The organism is Burkholderia sp. LMU1-1-1.1, assembly GCF_040675865.1.
Taxonomy (GTDB): domain Bacteria; phylum Pseudomonadota; class Gammaproteobacteria; order Burkholderiales; family Burkholderiaceae_D; genus Rugamonas.
This window is the reverse complement of sequence record NZ_JBEGHG010000034.1, coordinates 81,351-98,541: the sequence shown is the minus strand read 5'-3', so window position 1 is coordinate 98,541 and position 17,191 is coordinate 81,351. Positions and strand designations below refer to the sequence as shown.

Sequence of the window (17,191 nt, the reverse complement as noted above, 5' to 3'; positions counted from 1 at the left end):
AGTATAGGTTGACGGGTTAATGCTGTCTAAGACATGATTTGTCTCTCTTGAGTCCTTAAAGGTCTGACATGCTTGATTTACGCCAGTTGCAATACTTCGTCGTCGTCGCCGAGGAGGAGCATGTCGGCCGAGCGGCCGAGAAGCTCCACATTTCGCAATCGCCGTTGAGCCGGCAGATCGCCCAGCTGGAGGAGCGGCTGGGTTTGACGCTGTTCGAGCGCAGCCAGCAGCGTATCCGGCTGACGCGCGACGGCCGCGTGTTTCTCGACGAGGCGCGCTCCCTGTTGACGCACGCCAGGCGGCTGGAGTCCCTGGCACAGCGGCTGGGGCGCGGCGATGAGGGCGGCCTGTGCATCGGGTACATCGAGCATGCCATGCATTCGGGTGTGCTGCCCAACGGTCTGCGGGTGTTGCGGGCCTCCCGCCCGCAGCTGCACATCGCGCTGTACAACATGCATTCGGCGGAGCAGCTGGAGGGGCTGCGCCAGCGCAGTCTGGACATCGCGCTGTTGGTGGAGCCGCTGGCCGATGATCCGGATTTGCTGTGCGCCAGGGTGCTGGACGATCCGATGCTGTTGGCGCTGCCCGAGAGTCATCCGCTGGCGTCGGCTGCGAAGGTGGCGCCGGCCGATCTGGCGGGCCTGGAGTGGATCGCGGTGCGGCACAAGGAAAGCATGCTGAGCAGGGATGAGTTCGTGGCGGCGTGCGCGGTGGCTGGGTTTACGCCGAACATCAAGATGGAGGCGACCGAGCCCTTGACGGCGCTGGGGCTGGTGGCGGCGGGGCTGGGTGTGGCGGCGATTCAGCAGAGCTTGCGGCACCAGGCGCCGGCCGGGGTGGTGCTGTTGGCGTTGCCTTGGTTTGCTTATCGGACGCCGCTGTGGCTGGTTTGGCATAGGGTGAATCTGCGGCCGTTGGTGGGGATTTTCCGCGAGACGCTGTTGTCGCTGGCTGACGATTAGGGTCATTTCAGATTTTTGTTGACGGACGAGGACGGAATCCATATCATTTGCAAAACAAATGACAACGTTGGACATTTTGCGGAAGACAGTGATCTTCCAGCGTTGTTGCAAATATTCAAGGAGACTGTGTGGCAACGATTCACGATGTGGCGGAGCGGGCCGGTGTGTCCATCAAGACCGTCTCGCGCGTACTCAACGGCGGGACCGAGGTGTCCGAGAAAACCCGCACCCGTATCGAGCAGGCCATGCGCAGCCTCGAATTCACGCCGTCGGCAGCCGCGCGCATGCTGCGGGGCCGCCCGACAGGCTTGGTCGCCGTCATCGCCGAAAAGCTGACCACGACGCCGGATTCCTCCGAGATCATCAAGGGCATACAGCTGGTGTGCGAGCAGTTGGGCAAGGTGATGCTGATCGGCGAGACCGGCGGCCATGCCGATGTCGCCAACCGCCTGGTGGCCGACATGCGCGAGCGGCGGGTCGAGGCGATCCTGTTCGCGACGCCGTTTCACCGCGAGGTCACCGTCGAGCCGCTGCTGGGCAGCACACCGACGGCGCTGGCCAACTGCTTCGAGGCGCCGGGCCGCTACACGCAGGTGGTGCCGGACGACGAGGGCGGTGGCTACGCGGCGGCGCAGATCGTGCTGCAGGCCGGGCACCGCGAGATCGCCTTCCTTCAACTGATACCGGGCATGGTGGCGACCGGATTGCGTCTGCGCGGTTTCGAGCGCGCGATGCGCGAGCATGGCGTCACGCCGAATCCCGATTGGTTGATCCACGGCGCGGAGGCGGGCGACGCCGACGAATTCTCGCATCTGGCCGACGCCGTCGACCGTCTCTTCGCCAGCGACAATCGGCCCACCGCTATCCTGTGCGGTAACGACAAGATGGCCATGCGCGTCATTTTCATCCTGCAGCGGCGCGGCTTGCGCGTGCCGGCCGACGTGTCGATCGTCGGCTTCGACGATTTCCGCCTGATCTCGGAGGCGCTGGACCCGGGCTTGACCACCGTCGCGCTGCCGTACCGCGAAATCGGCGAGCTGTCCGGCCGCCATGTGCTGGAGCAGGCGTCCGCGCCCGCATCCACCGTCCGCGTGCCATGCGTGCCGGTCATGCGCGGCACGGTCGCCGCGCCGTCGGCCAGCGCGGTCAAGGCCATGCGGGCGATGAAGGCCAAGCGATGAGGCGCGGGGTTTTGATGGCACTGTTGGTCGCGGCGGCGCTGCCGGTGCTGGCCGCGCCGGTACAAATCAAACTATGGCGCCACGATACCGGCGACGCCGAAATGGCCTCGGGCCGGGCGGCAGTGGAGCGGTTCAATCGTTCGCAGCAGAAGTGGCGGGTGGTGGTCGAGGCGATTCCGCAGGGTTCTTACACCGAGTCGATCACCGCAGCCTCGCTGGTCGGACAGCTGCCGTGCATCATCGCCATGGACCAGCCGACCGTGCCGAACTTTGCCTGGGCCGGGCATGTGCGCGCGCTCGACGCGCTGCTGCCGGCCGACGCCGTGGCTAAGCTGCTGGAAGGCGGACGCGGAACCTACAAGGGCCAGTTGTATAGCGTCGGGCAGTTCGACGTGGCGCTGGCGCTGTTCTCGCGCCGCTCGCAGCTGGACGCGCTGGGCGTGCGCGTGGCGACAATGGATCAGCCCTATACGGCGGCGGAGTTCCACGACGTGCTGGCCAAGGTGAAGAAGAGCGGGCGCTATCGCTTTCCGCTGGATTTGAACGGCCGGTTCAAGGGCGAGTGGTACAGCTACGCGTTTTCGCCATGGCTGCAAAGCGCCGGCACCGACCTGATAGACCGTGACGGTTACGTGCGCGTCGACGGTGTGCTGAACAGCGATGCGGCGGTGGCCGTCGGCCGCTATTACGGCCGTCTGTTCAAGGACAAGCTGGTCGAGCGGATTCCCGCCGACGACAAGGCCTTCGAACAGGGGCGTTCGCTATTCCACTACACCGGCTCGTGGAAGGCGCGCGAGTACAGCGAACAATTCGGCGACGATCTGGTGGTGATGCCGCCGCCGGATTTCGGCCATGGCCCCAAGATCGGCGCGGCTTCCTGGCAATGGGGCATCACGCGCAGCTGCCGCCAGCCCGAAGGCGCGGCGGCCTTCCTGGCGCACCTGATCTCGCCGGCGGAAATCGCCGCCGCCTCGCGCGACACCGGGCTTGTGCCGGTGAGCGCAGAGGGGGCGGCACTGACCGAACATTACCGTCCGGGCGGCGACTGGCGCATCTACTTCGAGTTCGCCAAGCGTTATGCGGTGTCGCGGCCGGCCAGTCCGGCGTATCCGGCGATGTCGTCGGCGTTCGAAAAGGCGATGGCCGATATCCGCAGCGGCAAGGACGCCACCGAGGCGTTCGATGAGGCGGTGGAGGCGATGGAACACAACATCTCGCGCAACAACGGCTATGGTTTCGCCGCGCGCAAAACGGGGAGCGGCTTATGAAAACCAAACTTGGCCGGGAAAATCCGTTCGCGGTGGCGGCCTTCGCCGCGCCGGCGTTGCTGTTGTTCGTGCTGTTCGTGGTGCTGCCGATGCTGCTGGCCGCCGGCGCCACCATGACCAATCACCGCTTGATGTCCCCCGAGCCGACCAAGTACGTCGGCCTGGATAATTACCGGCGCCTGCTGGCGCTGAATGTGGTCGCCGTCGATCCGGTGCGCGATGCGCAGGGCGCCATCGTGCGCGACGAGGAGGGCGTGCGTTACCCAACCTGGCGCCAGGTTCGCAAGGACAAGCCGGAGCTGGAGGGCTATCGCCCCGCGTTCCAAGTCGATATCGGCGAATCGCGTATCGTGCTGGCGGCCACCGATCCCTTGTTCTACCGGTCGCTGATCAATACCTTCCTGTTCGCGGCGCTCGTGCTGCCGTTGCAGTGCGGGGTGGCGCTCGGCCTGGCGATCCTGGTCAACCAGAAGATTCGTGGGCGGGTGTTTTTCCGCACCGTGTATTTCGCGCCGGTGGTGACGTCGATGGTGGTGGCGTCGATCGTCTGGGCCTTTATGCTCAATACCGATCGCGGCATGCTCAACGAACTGCTGCGCGGTCTGCTGCACGATCCCAACGCGGGACCGGACTGGCTGGGCGACAGCCGCTACGCCTTGCCCGCCATCGCGTTGATGTCGGCCTGGCAGGGTGCCGGTTTCCAGATGCTGGTGTTCCTGGCCGGCCTGCAGTCGATCTCCCACGAGTTGTACGAGGCGGCCACGCTGATGGGCGCAAACGCGTGGCAGCGCTTCGTGCACGTCACCTTGCCGGGTCTGCGCAACACCATCATCTTCGTGCTGGTGTCGACCACCTTGCTGGCGTTCGGCCTGTTCACACAGGTTGACGTGATGACTTCCGGCGGCCCGCTCGATTCGACATCGACGGTGGTGTATCACGCGGTGCGCAGCGGCTTCAAGGAGCAGGACGTCGGCTACGGCTCGACGATCACGCTGGTGTTCTTTGTCATCGTGCTGGCGCTGTCGGCGTTGCAGCGGATGCTGGTGTCGAAGGGAGACGCGAAATGAATGTAAAAATGAGCCGGACCTTGCGCGACATCGCCCTGTTCGTCGGCATGAGCGCCATCGGCATCGTGTTCATCGCGCCGCTGCTGTTCATGTTCGTGTCGTCGTTCAAGGGCGATAACGCGATCTTCGCCGATTTGAGCAGCTGGTCTGCCTACCTGCCATCGGAAACCTGGTCGATGCAAAACTACAAGGCGGTGTTCGAAAAGAGCGACTTGCCGTCCTTCCTGCTCAACTCCACCCTGATCGCCGCGCTGGTCGTGGTGGGCGGCATCGTTATCAACAGCATGCTGGCGTTTTCGATCGCACGCATGCGCTGGCGCGGGCGTAACCTGGTGCTGGCGCTGGTGGTCGCGATGGTGATCGTGCCATTCGAGGTGATCGCCATTCCGCTGCTGTCGCTGGTCGCCAAGCTGCCCTGGCCGGCCATCGAACACGGTCAATTGGTGATGCACACCGGCTGGTTCAACAGCCTGCATGTGCAGGTGATACCGTTCCTGGCGAACGCCTTCTGCGTCTTCCTGTTCTACCAGTTCTTCCGCGATATCCCGGCGGAGCTGGACGAGGCGGCGAAGATGGACGGCGCCGGGCCATGGACCGTGTACGCCAGGATCATCATGCCCAACAGCGGTCCGGTGATCGCCACCGCCGCCATCGTGCTGTTCATCTCGGCGTGGAACCAGTATCTGTGGCCGATCATGGTGATACAGGGCGAGGCGTTCCGGCCGGTGCAACCGGGCATACAGCAATTCTTTGGACGCACCAATTCGTGGGGGCAGATCATGGCCTACGCATCGGTGATTACTTTACCCGTGCTCGCGGTGTTCCTGGCGTTCCAGCGGCAGTTCGTCGCCTCGGTCGCCGGGACCGGCATCAAAGGCTAACCTGGGCTAACTTTGGACTACACATGACACTTAAACTGAACGATAAATTCATCTGGGATTTCTGGCACTTCGAGGAAGCAGGGGAGCAGCACCTGTTCTTCTTGCAGGCCAACCGCTCCATCGGCAACCCGGACCTGCGCCATTGGAACGTCTCGATCGGCCACGCGGTGTCGCCGGACCTGCGCACCTGGACCTCGCTGGGTACGGCGTTCGGTCCTTCGGCCTCGCCGGCGTGGGACGATTACACCACCTGGACCGGTTCCGTGATCAGGGCCGAAGGGCGCTATCACCTGTTCTACACCGGCACCTGCCGCGCCGAAAACGGCATGCGCCAGCGCATCGGCCATGCCACGTCGGATAGCCTGGACGGCCCTTGGGAGCGTGTCGGCAGCGGTCTGGCGCTCGATCTGGACGAGCGCTTTTATGAGGAATACGAGGAAGGCCGCTGGCACGACCGCGCCTTGCGCGATCCCTGGGTACTGGCGGATAAAATCGACGGTCAGTATCACATGTTCTACACCGCGCGCCGCAATGACGGTCCGCTGTATGCGCGCGGCGTCATCGGCCACGCGGTGTCGCCAGATCTCGTGAACTGGACGGCGACGGAGCCGGTCTACGCCGGCGGCCACTATGGCCAGCTGGAGGTGCCGCAGGTGTTCGAGCGCGATGGCCGCTGGTTCTGCGTGTTTTGTAATGTCGCCGCGCATTGGACCGAAGAGATGCGCGCGCAGTACAAGGGCGGCGTCTCCGGCACCCACTATCTGGTGGCGGACAATCCGCTCGGACCATGGCAGCCGGCGCCAGGCTTCCTCGATGGCGATATTCCGTGCCGCCGCTACGCGGGAAAAATCCTGCGCGACCCGGTAACCGGCAACGACTGCCTGATGGCGTTCGAGGACACCGGCGCGGACGGCCAGTTCGTCGGCCAGATCTGCGATCCGATCCCGCTGCGGTTGGAGAACGGCCTGTATGCGATCGACGATTCATTGGCACAGAAATGACAACGATAGACAATCGTTCATAAGAATTAGAAAGCTGGAGGAGACAATATGAATCATCACCACGCGATCGCCGGTCTGCTGCTGGCGGCTTCGCTGGCCGCCACGCAGGCCATGGCGGCCGCCGACGCGCCGCCGCTGGCCCGCTGGGGGCTGGACGAACAGGGTGGCAGCCAGACCGTCGAGCAGGTGTCCGGACGCCGCGACCAGGTGAACTACGTGTTCAACCGCGCGCGCTTCAAGCCCGACTCGTCGCCGTTGTGGCGGCCGGCGGCCAACTGCATTCAGCAGGGCTGCCTGCTGTTCGACGGCTATTCGACGGACGTGACGGCACCCGCGTTGACCAGCGCCCAACTGCAAAGCGGCTTCACGCTGAGCGCATGGGTGGCGCCGCACGCATTCGAGTGGGGCGATGGCGGGCATTATTCCGCGTTCGTCAGCCAGTTCGACGCGGAGGCCAGGCAGGGTTTTTCGTTTGGCGTCTATCGTTTCGGCACCTGGGGCATCAAGGTGGGCTTTGGCGGAGCCGTGCTCGATGTGCGCGTCACCGATCGCAAGTTGCCGCGCGATACCTGGTCGCATGTGGCGGCGAGCTACGATCCGGCCACGCGGCGGGTGGCCCTGTTCTTGAACGGTGAACAGGTCGCCGAAAAGGTGACGCCTTCGACGGGCCGCTTCGGCATGCCGGATCTGCCGCTGACAATCGGTCGCTACTCGCGACCGGAGCAGATCGGCGGCGTCTTCAAACTCAATACCTTCCTGGGCTTGATGGACGAGGTGCGTGTCGGCGCCGGCCCGTCCGATGCCGTCGCGGTGGCACGCATCGTCGCCGCCGATCTGGCGCCGCGCGCGGGTAAGGCGCCGAAGCTGTCGCCCGCCGATATGAACGTCCCGGCGAGCACCTTCGACGGCGACCGCCACCGTCCGCAGTACCACGTGATGCCGGATGCCGGCTGGATGAACGAGCCGCACGCGCCGTTCTACTATCAGGGCCAATATCACCTGTTCTTCCAGAAGAATCCTTTCGGCCCGTTCTGGCATCAGATTCATTGGGGGCACTGGGCCAGCGCCGACATGGTGCACTGGCGCGAGCTTCCCATCGCGCTGGCGCCGGAAGACGACGGCCTGGCGACCGATGGCATCTGGTCCGGCAGCGCCACCCACGCCGCCGATGGCACGCCCGTATTGTTCTTCACCGCCGGTAACGACAAGGCGCGGCCCAACCAGCGCACCGGCATGGCAACGCCTTGCGATGTGCGCGACCCGGACCTGGCATGCTGGAAAAAATATCCAACGCCGGTCACTTTGCAGAAGCAGGGCATGGGACGCTTCGGCGAGTTCCGCGATCCGTTCGTGTTCCGCGACGGCGACCGCCAGCGCTGGTTCCAGCTGGTCGGCTCGGCGCTGCCGGGACGCAGTGGCACGGCGCTGGTGTACGAATCGTCGGACTTGATCAACTGGAAGCCGCGCGGTCCGCTATTCTCGATCGATGCCAAGCCTTTCCCCGACTTCGAAAAGACCTGGGAGCTGCCGGTGCTGCTGCCGATCGGTAAAGGCGCCGATGGCCGTCAGCGGCACGTGTTCCTGAACGATGTGCGCGGCCAGGCCTATTACTGGATCGGCGTGTTCGACGCCGCCAGCGCGCGCTTCAAACCAGATAGCGAGGCTCCGCGCGTGTTCGATGTCGGCCAGGGACACTTCTCCGGTCCAAGCGGATTTGTCGATCCCAAGACCGGCCGCTCGATAGTCTTCTCGATCGCGCAGGGCGAACGCATGCTGCGCGACGAGTGGGACGCCGGCTGGGCGCACAACGGCGGCTTGCCGGTCGCGCTGTCGCTGGGCGCGGACGGCGATCTGCGGCTGGCGCCTATCGGCGAGTTGGCCAGCCTGCGCCGCCGGCAATTGGTGGATCTGCGCGACGCCGGCGTGGACGACGCGGCCAAGGCGCTGGCGGCGCTGCGCGGCGATGGACTGGAGATCGAACTTGAGCTGGCGCCTTCCCCGCAGGCGGCGAAGCGCGGTCTGAGCGTACGGGTGGCTCCCGGCCGGGCCGAGGCCACCGATTTATACGTCGACGGTGCCGCGCGGCGTCTGGAAATCGACCGCACACGAACCTCCGAAGGCAAGTCGTACGGGGTGCAGGGCGGCGCCTTCGATCCGGGATCGGAGAACCTGCGCATGCGCGTGTTCCTCGACCGCTCGATGGTCGAGGCCTATGTCAATGAGCGCAAGAGCCTCACCAGCCGAACCTACCCAACCCGCGCTGACGCGGACGGGCTGGCGTTGCTGGCGGCGCCCGGCGACCGCGTCGTCTCGCTCAAGGTATGGGCGATGGGCGCCACCGTGAAAGGAAACTGAGATGGCCACAATCGCATTGCAAGGGGTGGGCAAGACCTACCCCGGTAAGGAGTCGCAGTACATTCTGCGCGGCGTCGACTTCACGATAGAAGACGGTGAATTCGTGGTGCTGGTCGGCCCTTCGGGCTGCGGCAAATCGACGTTGCTGCGCATGATCGCGGGACTGGAGGAAATCAGCGCCGGAGAGATCCGCATCGATGGCGTGACGGTCAACGACACGCCGCCGGCCAAGCGCGGTTTGTCGATGGTATTCCAGAGCTATGCCTTGTATGCGCACATGAGCGTGTTCGAGAACATCGCCTTCGGCCTGCGACTGGCGCGCGTTCCCAAGGCGGAGATCAAGGTCGCCGTGCACGCGGTGGCGAAGATGCTGCAAATGGAGCATCTGCTCGATCGCCGTCCGCCGCAGCTGTCCGGCGGCCAGCGGCAGCGTGTCGCCATCGGCCGCGCCATCGTGCGCAAGCCGCGCGCGTTCCTGTTCGACGAGCCGTTGTCCAATCTGGACGCCGCGCTGCGGGCCGACATGCGGGTGGAGATCGCCCGCCTGCACAAGCAGCTGGCCGCCACCATGGTTTATGTGACGCACGACCAGGTAGAAGCGATGACCCTGGCCGACCGCATCGTCGTGCTGGGTCCCGCCGGCGTGCAGCAGATCGGCGCGCCGATGCACTTGTACGACCATCCGGCCAATGTCTTCGTCGCCGGCTTTATCGGCAGCCCGAAGATGAATCTGGTGGCCGGCTCGCTTGACGCCGATGGCAGCTTGCGGATCGGCGGCGCGGGGCTGGACTGGCCGGCGCCGGCCGATGCGCCGGCCGGCGCCGTGACCGTCGGCATCCGGCCGGAGCATCTGGTGGCCGACCCGCAAGGAGCGATCCAAGGCGAGGTAATCCTGGTCGAAAGACTGGGCGCGGAGTCCTATGTGCATCTTGCCGTGGCCGGCCTGGCCAAGCCGCTGATGGTGGTGGTCAAAGGTGAACCCCCGGCGGCCAACTCGGCGTGGCGCGTGAGTCCGATGGCGGGCAGGGTGCATGTTTTCGACGAAGGCGGCCTGCGCATCGAGCCAGGCAATGTAAACAATATGGCAGCCGGTATGGCCGGCGCAGCGGAGGCGGCATGATCATCGTATGTGGCGAGGCTTTGTTCGATGTGTTTTCCGACGGCGATACCGCCACCGGTTTCGCGTTGTCGGCGCGGGTGGGCGGTTCGCCCTTCAACCTGGCGATCGGCCTGGCGCGGCTGGGCCGGAGGCCGATGTTCTTCGGCGGGCTGTCGGCGGACCTGTTCGGCCGCAAGCTGGCCGATACGCTGGCGCGCGAAGGTGTCGACACTTCTTGCGCTCCAAGGCCGGATGCGGCGACGGCGCTGGTCACCATCGACGTCGACGCCGATGGCGTGCCGGCCTACACCTTGTACGGCAACCAGACCGCCGAGCGCTCCGTGACCATCGCGGACCTCGAGCGCGTGCCGCTGGATGCGGCGGCGATCCATGTCGGCTCCTATTGCATGGCTGTCGAACCTGTCGCATCGACCCTGCGTGCCCTGGTCACGCGCCAGCACGGCCGCAGCCTGATCGCCTTCGACCCCAACGTGCGGCTGACGATCCAGCCGGAGCGCCAGGTCTGGACCGACGCCATCGCGTGGATGCTGCCGATGACGGACCTGCTGAAGATTAGCGACGAGGATATCGGCCACCTGTATCCCGGCCTGTCGCCACGGGCGTTCATGGACCGGGCGCTGGATGCCGGCGTGGCGCTGGTGGTGGTCACGCGCGGCGGCGAGGGCGTGCTGGCCGCGACCGCGACGCTGGCGCTGGAACTGCCGGCCCTGAAGGTCGACGTGGTCGATACCGTCGGCGCCGGCGACACCTTCCAGGCGGCGCTGCTGTCGCACCTGGACGAGCAAGGCCTGCTGACGCGCGACGCTTTGAAGGAGCTGGACGCGCAAGCGCTGCAATCGGCGCTGGCCTTTGCCGGCCGCGCCGCCGCCATCACCTGTTCCCGGCGCGGCGCCGATATGCCGCGGCTGGAGGAGGTGCGCGACCACCGATAAAGTCCTGTAACCGTCATGACAACGTTGGACAACCAAAACTTACACAGGCCGTCGCAGCGCGGCTGATAATCATAAAAGGAGATGCGAAATGACTTACCCGATCAATCGTTACAACCGTTACATCGCTCGTTCGGCGGCGCTGGCGATCTGTCTGGCGCCCGCGCTGGTGTTCGCGCAGCAGAACAGCACCGCCGCCGTCAGCGGCCAGCAGACCGCCGAGGCCAATGGCAACGATCCGTCGGCGGTCGTCATCGTCACCGGCGTGACCAAATCGACGACCAAGAAGAACGCCACGTTCTCGATCAACACGCTGACGGCCGAAGAGATCCAGCGCCTGGCGCCAATGAGCACCGCCGACATGCTGGCGAACTTCCCGGGCATCTACTCGGAAGGCGGCAGCGCCGGCGAGGCCAGTAACAACATCACGGTGCGCGGCCTGCCGGTCACCGGCGGCTATCGCTTCGCGCCGCAACTGATCGACGGCTTGCCGGCCTTCGAGGAGCCGGAGGCGCCATTCATGAACAACGACGTCTTCATCCGCGATGACTTGATGACCGAGAGCGTGGAACTGGTCAAGGGCGGCCCGGGCGGCATCCTGTATTCGAATGGCCTGGGCGCGACGGTCAACCACGTCACGCGCACCGGCGGCGACCGGCTGGCGGGCGGCTACAAGATCGAGTACGCCGACTATGGCTTCATCCGCCAGGACGCCTTTGTTTCCGGTCCGCTGAGTCCCAACCTGACAGGTGCCGTCGGCGGCTTCTATCGCCGCAGCGACGGCGTGCGCGACACCGGCTATACCGCGGACCGTGGCGGCCAGGTACGCGGCAATCTGGTCTACACCAGCAACGATCGCAAGACTACCTTGCGCGGTGATGCGCTGGTGATCAACGACCGCACCGCGTTCTATCAGAACCTGCCGATTTCGGTGCCGCGTTTCGCCAATCCAGGCACGCCGGCCAATCCGACCAAGATCAACCAGGACACCATCGAGCCGTTGGGGATCGACTTCGCGCACGGCACCACCGCCTCGCAGTACAACCGCAAGTTCAACATGATCGGCGAGTACGGCACGCGCACGATCGACCAGGCCGACGGCATCCATCCGGATTTCAAGATGTTCACGCTGAGCGGTTCGCACGAGTTGAAGGATGGCTGGAAACTCTCCGCAGGCCTGCGGCACACCACCGGCACCAACGGCTTCAACGCCGTCTTCACCGGCAACGACACGGCGACATCGACCAACTTCCTCAACGCCCGCTATCAGAACGACGTGATTTCGCCGGCGCACGGCGCCGCGCTGGCCTGCAACCTGAATAACGCCAAGCTTATAGGCTTCTTCAATGTTCCGGCCAGCCAGGCCTGCGGCGCCTTCGCCAACATCAGCCGCGAGGACTTCATCAGGCGTTACGCCAAGGCCACCGGCGTGGCGGGACGTTATCTGAACGATGGCACTGCGGTTCCCGCTTCGGCGAACCTGAACTTCATGATCCCGTTCGTCGCCGACGTCGATGCCTCCAGCACCTCGCTCGACCTGAAGACGCAGAAGTCCTTCGAGCTCAAAGGCTCGCATGATCTGACCTTTGGCGTGTACAAGAGCCGCTATAGCTACAAGCCCAACTTCCAGCAGGCGCTGTTGGTCAGCGACGTCTCCAATCAATCGCGCCCGGTCGATCTGATCGCGGTGGACGCGCAGGGCAACCAGGTCGGCCCGAGCCTGACGCAGGGCGGGGCGATCCTGCCGGGATGGGGCGGTTTTGTCAGCGATATCCGGGGCGACGGCAACGCCGCCTATCTGCTCGACCACTGGGAAACCATGGGCAACAAGCTGAAGATCGATGCCGGCGTGCGCTGGCAGAACCTGAAGGCGGACGGCGCTCGGCGCGATCGCAACGTCATCACCGATCTGACGCCTGCGAATGTGGTTGTGGGCTCGACCCAGGATACGACGGCGGACAATGAAGTGAGCCTGCCGGGCGCTCCGCAGACCTTGAACAAGACGTATCACGGCTTCGGCTGGTCGCTGGGCGGTAACTACAGCTTCAGCAAGGCTTTTGCGGTCTATGGCCTGGCGTCCGATTCCTTCCGCCTGCCTAGTCTGGAGGACATTAACAACCTGACCACGGCGACGGCCACCGTCGTCAATGGCCGGACGGTGGAGGTCAGCGCGGTGGAGCATATCCGCCAGTACGAAATGGGCCTGCGTTATCTGACCCGTGGCTTTGGCGCGTCGGTGGCGGCGTTCTACAACAAGTTCTCGCCGCGTAGCGCCGTCAACATCTACAAGGACATCCAGTCGTCGCAATGCACCAGCGCCGGTGGCGTCACGCAGATCAATTCCTGTCCGGACGTTGCGCAGCTCTATCAGCGCGGTATCCAGAACGTCGGCGCGGAAGTCGAATTGTCCTGGCGTCCGGCCGCTGTCCAGGGGCTGGAATTGAAGGGTAACCTGGTGATGCAGAATCCGAAGGTCAAAGGCGCCAATTACACGACCACGCAGGAGGACAAGGACGCGCAGGGCGTCATCACCGGTTATCACTACGTGCAGGTCAGCGAGGATGGACGTCGTCCGCGCCGCCTGCCGAAGGTGATGTTCAACTTCATGCCGTCGTTCGACCTCAAGCCGCTGACCGATATCCCGGTGAGCGTGTACGCGCAATACCAGCACTACGGCTCGCGCTTCTCCGAGGCGTCCGACAGCAACGTGACCCTGTTCCCGTCGTATCACATCATCAACGCGGGCGCGCAGTACCAGATCACCGAGCGCCTGAGCGCGCACCTGCACGTGGCCAACCTGACCAACCAGTTGTCGTTCACGGAAGGCGACCCGCTGTTCAACGACCTGCTGTCGCCGGACGGCTCGCGCAACCGTGGCGTGGCCAGGCCGCTGTTCGGACGCACTTTGCGGTTCAGCCTGACCTACATGTTCTAGTTTGACCCGGAACGCCGGTCTCGATGTCATCGGCTTCGTGCGTTGACATACAGAGGCTGGCCGCTCCGGGACCTAGAATGGACCGATACTCTTATCAAGGACGGTCCATGAAATCCACCACGCCCGAACCCTATCCACATCCCGCCGGCGGATGGGGTTCGGTGAAGAAGGTCGCCACGGCCCTGCTGCACGAGCATGTGCCGTTCGAGGGCGGCAAGCTGCTGGTCCACCTGAACAAAACGGACGGTGTCGCCTGCGTCAGCTGCGCCTGGGCCAAACCGGCCAATCCCCATCCCTTCGAGTTTTGCGAAAGCGGCGCCAAGGCCACCGCTTGGGAAGTCACCGGCAAGCGCTGCGACGCGGCCTTTTTCGAGGAACACACGGTCGGCGAGCTATTGGGCTGGAGCGACCATCAGCTGGAGGCGGTGGGGCGGCTCACCACCCCATTGCGCTGGGACGCCGCCAGTGACCGGTATGTGCCGGTGGACTGGGACAGCGCGTTCGCCGAGATCGGGCGCGAGCTGAAGGCGCTGGAGCCGCGCAGCACCGTGTTCTATTGCTCGGGACGCGCCTCGCTGGAGGCGTCGTATATGTACCAGCTGCTGGCGCGGCTCTATGGCTGCAACAATCTGCCGGACAGCTCCAATATGTGCCACGAGAGCACCTCGGTGGCGCTGCCCAAGACCATCGGCGTGCCGATCGGCACCGTGTCGCTGGAGGATTTCGAGCAGACCGACTGCATCCTGTTCTTCGGACAGAACGTCGGCACCAACAGCCCGAGGATGCTGCACCAGTTGCAGGAGGCGCGGCGCCGGGGTGTTCCCATCATTACCTTCAATCCGCTGCGCGAGACCGGCCTGCTGCACTTCGCCAATCCGCAGTCGCCGGCCGAAATGCTGACCGGCGCCGAGACCACCATCAGCACGCACTATTTGCAGGTACGGGCCGGCGGCGACAGCGCGGCGATGCTGGGCGTGTGCAAGGCGCTGATCGCGGCGGACGACGCCGCCCTGGCCGCCGGCACGCCGCGCGTGCTCGATAGCGGGTTTATCGCCGAGCATACGGCCGGCCTGGAGGCGCTGGTCGAACGCGCGCGGGAGGAAAGCTGGAGCGAGATCGAGCGCCTTTCGGGCCTGGCCCGCCGCGACCTGGAAGAGGTGGCGGCCGTGTATGCAGGCGCGAACAAGGTGATCGGCGTGTTTGGCATGGGGCTGACGCAGCACCGGCTGGGCGTGCAGAATGTGCAGATGCTGTCGAATCTGTTGCTCCTGCGCGGTAATATCGGCAAGCCCGGCGCCGGCATCTGTCCGGTGCGCGGCCATTCCAATGTGCAGGGCCAGCGCACGGTGGGCATCACGGAAAAGCCGGAATTGGCGCCGCTCGATCAGCTGGCCAAGCAGTACGGCTTCGAGCCGCCGCGCGACAAGGGGCTGAACACGGTCGAGACCTGCGAGGGCGTGCTCGATGGTTCGGTGCGCGCCTTCATCGGGCTGGGAGGCAACTTCGTGCGGGCTGTGCCCGATACCGCGCGCGTGGAGGCGGCGTGGTCGCGGCTGCGGCTGACCGTACAGGTGGCGACCAAGCTGAATCGCAGCCATCTGGTGCATGGAGCCGTGTCGTACATTCTCCCTTGCCTGGGAAGGTTGGAGGTGGACCGGCAGGCCGGCGGCGAGCAGGCGGTGTCGGTCGAGGACAGCACCGGCCACATGCACGGGTCGAAGGGCAGGGCGGAGCCGGCCGGAGAACTGTTGCGCTCGGAGCCGGCGATCATCGCCGGGCTGGCGAAGGCGATTTTGCCGGCGAATCCGGCCGTCGATTGGGATGCCTGGGTGGCCGACTATGCCACCATCCGCGACGCCATCGCCGAGACGTATCCGGAGATTTTCCACGATTTCAACGCGCGCATGTGGACGCCGGGGGGATTCCGCCGGCCGGTGCCCGCCGCCGAGCGCAAGTGGAAGACGCCGAACGGGCGCGCGAATTTCATCGCGCCGACGGTGCTGGATGCCGATCCCGACCAGCTGACGCCGCAGGGAGACGTGCTGCGCTTGTTCACGGTGCGCAGCGACAGCCAGTTCAACACGACGATCTATAACGAGCACGATAGTTTTCGCGGCATCCATGGCGGCAGGCGGGTGTTGCTGATCAATGAGGCGGATATCGCGCGGCTGGGGCTGAAGGAGGGCGATCTGGTCGATGCCGCCGCGGTGACCGGTGACGGTATCGCGCGCGGTGTGTCCGGGCTGCGGCTGGTGGCGTACAACGTTCCGGTGGGATGTGTGGCGGGATATTTCCCGGAATGCAATCCATTGATGGCTTTGGAGCATCATGCGCTGGAGAGCATGGTGCCGGCGGCCAAGTCGATCGCCATACGAATCGGCCTCGCGCAGGCGGCGGGGTGAACTGGCGAACATACGGATGACGTTGGCGAGAGTAAACTGAATTCTGTTAAATATTTTTAGTGGAATTGAAAAATGCCCTTATCAGACCGCCGAAAACCCACCGCTACCGCAGCCATCATGGACGAAGCGTTGGAACTCCTTCCGCAGGAAGGTTTGCAGCCCGCAGCAGAGTACGCCATGAGCCATGGCGTGCCGCGGCATATCGCTTACAAGGTGTTGAGCGCGGCGCCGGAGAACCAGCGCAGCAATTTGGCGCGCAGAAAGCGGGACGAGGTGGGTGTTTTCGGTCAGGCGGAGGCCGCGTAGTTTGGTTGCGGCCTCTGCGGCTTAGTGCGATGCCGGGGTGTTCGCTTCCGGCATAGGCATCGGGTTCGGTGCCGCCGCCGCAGGAGGAGGCAGTTCGTTGCCCGGTACAGGCGGGGTGATGTTGCCCGCGTCCGGGGTGGCGCCGATCTTCGTTTCGGGCGCGACCGGATCGGCGTCCTGCTTCTTGCAGCCGCTGACGGCGGCCGCCGTAAGGATCATTGTCAAGGCGAATTTCGCCGGTGCGGTGAGCTTTTTCATGATGTTGTCCTTATAGATGGGTGTGTCCCATCTTATCCACTGCTGAGTTCGGGGACTGTCGGCGTGCAAGCGGCTTGCATGTAGGACTGATGCCCCTTGCTTCGAGGCAGGCCCCCTTTTTCGTGCGTTGCGGTTAGAATAATGCCTTCGTTATCTCTCCGGCCACCTCCGACCGATGCATCGCCGTCCGATCATTCATGTGTTTCTCGCGTTTCTGCTGCTCTTTACGCAGCAGATCGGGGTGGCGCACGTCTATTCGCACTGGGTCGACGTAACACAGTCGGACGCCGAGTTTAGCAGCGAGGAGCAGGCCGAAACCCGCAAACGCATCGCGGTGCACAAGGTCTGTGCCGAATGCGTCACCGTCGCCCAGGTGGCGGCGGCACTGACCTCGCCGCCGGTGACGGTCGCCGTCGTCGCCATCGGCGGCGGCGTGATCGCCACGCCCGCCACCCTCTCCGAATGCGAACGCACCGTTTGCGTCTTCCAGTCCCGCGCTCCCCCTCTGGCCTGACACCCGAAATCC

The 17,191-nt window shown here is 64.7% G+C and carries 14 protein-coding genes; 13 read left to right on the top strand and 1 reads right to left on the bottom strand.

What is annotated here, in order from left to right:
* The first annotated feature begins 68 nt into the window (after positions 1-68).
* The 12 genes from MRBLMU1_RS21985 (at position 69) to MRBLMU1_RS21930 (ending at position 16,407) form a co-directional block, all read left to right on the top strand.
* Entirely contained in the window at positions 69-962 is an 894-nt protein-coding gene (locus tag MRBLMU1_RS21985) for a LysR family transcriptional regulator (protein WP_363505742.1), read from the top strand.
* Positions 963-1,090: 128 nt separating this feature from the next.
* Positions 1,091-2,143, top strand: a complete 1,053-nt coding sequence (locus MRBLMU1_RS21980) for a LacI family DNA-binding transcriptional regulator (RefSeq protein ID WP_363505739.1) — start codon at positions 1,091-1,093, stop codon at positions 2,141-2,143.
* A 14-nt stretch (positions 2,144-2,157) separates the two neighbouring features.
* Positions 2,158-3,411 (top strand): extracellular solute-binding protein, encoded by a 1,254-nt coding sequence (locus MRBLMU1_RS21975; RefSeq protein WP_363505736.1) that lies wholly within the window; start codon positions 2,158-2,160, stop codon positions 3,409-3,411.
* On the top strand, positions 3,408-4,478 hold the full coding sequence (locus MRBLMU1_RS21970; protein WP_363505733.1) for a carbohydrate ABC transporter permease: 1,071 nt from the start codon (positions 3,408-3,410) through the stop codon (positions 4,476-4,478). Before MRBLMU1_RS21975 ends, MRBLMU1_RS21970 begins: the two co-directional genes overlap by 4 nt.
* A complete protein-coding gene (locus MRBLMU1_RS21965) occupies positions 4,475-5,359 on the top strand; it encodes a carbohydrate ABC transporter permease (protein WP_363505730.1) in 885 nt (294 codons plus the stop codon). Before MRBLMU1_RS21970 ends, MRBLMU1_RS21965 begins: the two co-directional genes overlap by 4 nt.
* 23 nt (positions 5,360-5,382) lie before the next feature.
* Positions 5,383-6,360, top strand: a complete 978-nt coding sequence (locus tag MRBLMU1_RS21960) for a family 43 glycosylhydrolase (protein WP_363505727.1) — start codon at positions 5,383-5,385, stop codon at positions 6,358-6,360.
* A gap of 48 nt (positions 6,361-6,408) precedes the next feature.
* Positions 6,409-8,715, top strand: coding sequence for a GH32 C-terminal domain-containing protein (locus tag MRBLMU1_RS21955; protein WP_363505724.1), 2,307 nt, complete (start codon positions 6,409-6,411; stop codon positions 8,713-8,715).
* Between the two features lies 1 nt (position 8,716).
* Positions 8,717-9,835 (top strand): ABC transporter ATP-binding protein, encoded by a 1,119-nt coding sequence (locus MRBLMU1_RS21950; protein ID WP_363505721.1) that lies wholly within the window; start codon positions 8,717-8,719, stop codon positions 9,833-9,835.
* Positions 9,832-10,767, top strand: a complete 936-nt coding sequence (locus MRBLMU1_RS21945) for a carbohydrate kinase family protein (protein WP_363505718.1) — start codon at positions 9,832-9,834, stop codon at positions 10,765-10,767. Before MRBLMU1_RS21950 ends, MRBLMU1_RS21945 begins: the two co-directional genes overlap by 4 nt.
* Positions 10,768-10,855: 88 nt before the next feature.
* On the top strand, positions 10,856-13,699 hold the full coding sequence (locus MRBLMU1_RS21940; protein ID WP_363505715.1) for a TonB-dependent receptor: 2,844 nt from the start codon (positions 10,856-10,858) through the stop codon (positions 13,697-13,699).
* Between the two features lie 107 nt (positions 13,700-13,806).
* Positions 13,807-16,101, top strand: coding sequence for an FdhF/YdeP family oxidoreductase (locus MRBLMU1_RS21935; protein ID WP_363505712.1), 2,295 nt, complete (start codon positions 13,807-13,809; stop codon positions 16,099-16,101).
* A gap of 117 nt (positions 16,102-16,218) precedes the next feature.
* Complete coding sequence (locus MRBLMU1_RS21930) at positions 16,219-16,407, top strand: hypothetical protein (protein WP_363505710.1); 189 nt, start codon at positions 16,219-16,221, stop codon at positions 16,405-16,407.
* 21 nt (positions 16,408-16,428) lie between these two features.
* Here MRBLMU1_RS21930 and MRBLMU1_RS21925 read toward each other — a convergent pair whose 3' ends face one another.
* The gene (locus MRBLMU1_RS21925; protein ID WP_363505707.1) at positions 16,429-16,665 is read right to left on the bottom strand and encodes a hypothetical protein; all 237 of its coding nucleotides are present in this window, start codon (positions 16,663-16,665) and stop codon (positions 16,429-16,431) included.
* Between the two features lie 199 nt (positions 16,666-16,864).
* On the opposite strand from MRBLMU1_RS21925, the gene MRBLMU1_RS21920 reads away from it, so the two are divergent.
* On the top strand, positions 16,865-17,179 hold the full coding sequence (locus MRBLMU1_RS21920; RefSeq protein WP_363505704.1) for a hypothetical protein: 315 nt from the start codon (positions 16,865-16,867) through the stop codon (positions 17,177-17,179).
* Positions 17,180-17,191: the final 12 nt, after the last annotated feature.

Excerpts from the sequence above, each read along its gene's own strand:
- MRBLMU1_RS21940 (WP_363505715.1), top strand. The coding sequence starts at position 10,856 with ATGACTTACCCGATCAATCGTTACAACCGTTACATCGCTCGTTCGGCG.
- MRBLMU1_RS21935 (WP_363505712.1), top strand. The coding sequence starts at position 13,807 with ATGAAATCCACCACGCCCGAACCCTATCCACATCCCGCCGGCGGATGG.
- MRBLMU1_RS21950 (WP_363505721.1), top strand. The coding sequence starts at position 8,717 with ATGGCCACAATCGCATTGCAAGGGGTGGGCAAGACCTACCCCGGTAAG.
- MRBLMU1_RS21930 (WP_363505710.1), top strand. The coding sequence starts at position 16,219 with ATGGACGAAGCGTTGGAACTCCTTCCGCAGGAAGGTTTGCAGCCCGCA.
- MRBLMU1_RS21925 (WP_363505707.1), bottom strand. The coding sequence starts at position 16,665 with ATGAAAAAGCTCACCGCACCGGCGAAATTCGCCTTGACAATGATCCTT.
- MRBLMU1_RS21975 (WP_363505736.1), top strand. The coding sequence starts at position 2,158 with ATGGCACTGTTGGTCGCGGCGGCGCTGCCGGTGCTGGCCGCGCCGGTA.
- MRBLMU1_RS21955 (WP_363505724.1), top strand. The coding sequence starts at position 6,409 with ATGAATCATCACCACGCGATCGCCGGTCTGCTGCTGGCGGCTTCGCTG.
- MRBLMU1_RS21985 (WP_363505742.1), top strand. The coding sequence starts at position 69 with ATGCTTGATTTACGCCAGTTGCAATACTTCGTCGTCGTCGCCGAGGAG.
- MRBLMU1_RS21945 (WP_363505718.1), top strand. The coding sequence starts at position 9,832 with ATGATCATCGTATGTGGCGAGGCTTTGTTCGATGTGTTTTCCGACGGC.
- MRBLMU1_RS21965 (WP_363505730.1), top strand. The coding sequence starts at position 4,475 with ATGAATGTAAAAATGAGCCGGACCTTGCGCGACATCGCCCTGTTCGTC.
- MRBLMU1_RS21970 (WP_363505733.1), top strand. The coding sequence starts at position 3,408 with ATGAAAACCAAACTTGGCCGGGAAAATCCGTTCGCGGTGGCGGCCTTC.
- MRBLMU1_RS21960 (WP_363505727.1), top strand. The coding sequence starts at position 5,383 with ATGACACTTAAACTGAACGATAAATTCATCTGGGATTTCTGGCACTTC.